The organism is Candidatus Frankia alpina (assembly GCF_902806485.1).
Classification (GTDB): domain Bacteria; phylum Actinomycetota; class Actinomycetes; order Frankiales; family Frankiaceae; genus Frankia; species Frankia alpina.
Genome location: NZ_CADCWT010000421.1, coordinates 1 through 2,304 on the forward strand (window position 1 = coordinate 1; position 2,304 = coordinate 2,304).

At 67.4% G+C, this 2,304-nt stretch carries 4 protein-coding genes; 2 read left to right on the forward strand and 2 right to left on the reverse strand.

Going from position 1 to position 2,304, the window contains the following annotated elements:
- Positions 1-294 precede the first annotated feature (294 nt).
- Entirely contained in the window at positions 295-753 is a 459-nt protein-coding gene (locus G6R25_RS31065) for a zinc ribbon domain-containing protein (protein WP_419469410.1), read from the forward strand.
- A gap of 388 nt (positions 754-1,141) precedes the next feature.
- On the opposite strand, the gene G6R25_RS23520 is transcribed toward G6R25_RS31065, so the two are convergent.
- The gene (locus tag G6R25_RS23520) at positions 1,142-1,345 is read right to left on the reverse strand and encodes a cold-shock protein (RefSeq protein WP_009741546.1); all 204 of its coding nucleotides are present in this window, start codon (positions 1,343-1,345) and stop codon (positions 1,142-1,144) included.
- Between the two features lie 343 nt (positions 1,346-1,688).
- Positions 1,689-1,886: a helix-turn-helix domain-containing protein gene (locus G6R25_RS32110; protein WP_473246930.1), complete on the reverse strand. Its 198-nt coding sequence runs from the start codon at positions 1,884-1,886 to the stop codon at positions 1,689-1,691.
- Here G6R25_RS32110 and G6R25_RS23530 point away from each other — a divergent pair.
- Entirely contained in the window at positions 1,831-1,989 is a 159-nt protein-coding gene (locus tag G6R25_RS23530) for a CTP synthase (protein WP_163554607.1), read from the forward strand. The genes G6R25_RS32110 and G6R25_RS23530 overlap by 56 nt on opposite strands.
- Positions 1,990-2,304: the final 315 nt, after the last annotated feature.

Genomic DNA, 2,304 nt, shown 5'->3' on the forward strand with positions numbered 1-2,304 from the left:
GTCTCGACTGGAGCGCGTCCGGACGGCACAACGGGGCCAATACTCCGCGTAGCAGATCGCAACCTAGAACGATCTTCCCGAGGCCCTGGGTGAATCGCCGTGTATTCGGATAGAATGACAGTCATGCCCCGGTCGGCTCACGTCGCCCGCCTGTACCCGGATTCGGGTCAGGTAGGGAAACTGGACGGACAGGGTCATGCGGCGCGGGGGTTGTGGAATCTGCTGCACGAATGGCACATGACGTGCCGCGAGCATCGCCGTCCGATGCTCGCCGTGGCCGAGGTTGATCGGCAGATGCGGGAGGCGCGGAAGAATCCACCGGAAGGCTTCGAGTGGCTTTCCGTGCTGCCTGCGCAGGCATGTCAGCAGGTGTTGAAGCAGTATCAGGCCGCGTGGAAACGCTGCTATGCGGGGTTGGCCCGCCCGCCGCGTTTCACGTCCCGGCGTCGTGCCCGTCCGGCGGTGTGTTCCGCAGGCGCGTGGGCTGAACGTGGCCCGTTTGAGCCGCCGGTGGGGTTTCCTGCCGGGTGCCGGCGCGGTACAACGTCGCAGCGCTGTCACGTCTGCGGGTTCGTCGACGGGGTGTCCCGCCCCGACCAGGCAACATTCCTGTGCACGTCGTGTGGCTGGTCGGGGAACGCGGATACCAACGCAAGTTTGAATATCAGGGCGGCTGGACTGTCGTCTATGGGCGTGGAGATCTCCGGGTTGCCGGGGACGGTGAAGCGTCAACCACCCGGGAAGGCGGCATGACCGCCACCGGGAATTCCCCCCCCGTTCACGAGGGGGAGGAAGCCAAAACCTGTACGCCAACGCCTACGTGACGAAGGCGGTCGATTTCGATCGGTTCGTCGACGACGTTCTCCTGCATTTCCGCCGATGTCCAACCCGTCCCCAGCCCCGCCTCGATCTGGTCGCCGACCAAGTGTAGACGTGGGTGATGATCGCGCGCTGCGTGCCGGTGTCGTCGGTAAGATCGTAACCGGCTGAGGGCAGGAGGGTGTCCGTCGTGTCCGCCTCGACCAGCCGGTCGTGGGCGCCTCGATCTGCGATCGCGCGCCGCCGGGCTCTCAACGCAGTTTCGGCGCGTGACTCCTACGAGGAGCCACGCGCCGAACGCAAAGCTTGGGGTGGTGCGACCTTAGGCGGGAGTCACGTTGTCCGCCTGCGGCCCCTTCTGGCCCTGCACGATCTCGAACTGGACGCTCTGGCCCTCATCCAGGGACTTGTAGCCGTCCGCCACGATCGAGGAGTAGTGGACGAACACGTCCGGGCCGCCACCGTCGACGGAGATGAATCCGAAGCCCTTCTCCGCGTTGAACCACTTGACGGTACCCTGCGCCACGATACTTTCTCCTTGCCGCGCTCCCGGTAGGCGTCCTTCGCGTACCGGCCTCGCACCAGACCCCGACCGATCCGTGGTCTGGTCGTGCCGTTCTCTAGCGTTAGGTCACGCACCGAGAAACAAGCAACACCTCCAGCCTACCCCCCGGTCGGCCCGGCCGTCACCCGCCGAGCGCCCGAGTCAGTGCCAGCACCGCAGGTCCCGGCCGGCCGGTCCAGAGCAGCTCGGTTCGCAACTGCGGGGCGGGCCCGACAAGCGGCACGCCGACTAGGTCCACCCGGAAAGCACCTGAGCCGTCGCCGTCGTGCCGGTCGCAGCTGCGCCTGGAGCCACAGCTCTCCGGTCATGACCCGAAGATCCCGGTCATGACCCGAAGATCGGCCACCGAGTTCGCCACCTCGGGCGCGTCGATCCACCGGGCGTCGCCGAGGTCGGCCTCCAGCGCCGCGATCTGTTGCGAGACGGCGGACTGGGTGTAGCCCAGCTTGCAGGCGGCGGCCGAGAACGACCCCGACGCGCCCCATCCGCTGATCGTGCCGATCGCGTGTGCCCTGAACGGTCACGAGGGCGCCGTTCGGATCACCCGTGACTCCCTCGCCGAACGGGTCATCGGCGCGGACCGCACGGTCGAGCGTTACTGCTGATCTTTAATGCGCGATGCCGGTCGATGGATCATGATGATGGCTCCACGGCCGGTCCGGTGACGGCGAAGTACCCCTCGGGCAGACCAGAACGGTGCCGGACCGACCCGCGGACGGTTCCCGGCCGGCGCACGCCCCCGTCCCCGACCCGTTCCCGACCGGTGATCAAGGTGTTCCGTGGAACCGCGCCGCGGTCGTCACCGTCACCGTCACCGTCGCTGCTGCCACGTCCGCACGCTTCTATCCCGGTCCGGGTCGCGGTCGCGGTCGCGGTCCCGGTCCCGGTCGGGGTCGGGGTCGGGTCGACGATTACGTTCC

What these genes read in the sequence shown, in the direction of transcription:
- G6R25_RS31065 (WP_419469410.1), top strand. Translation starts at nt 295, where the DNA reads ATGCGGGAGGCGCGGAAGAATCCACCGGAAGGCTTCGAGTGGCTTTCC.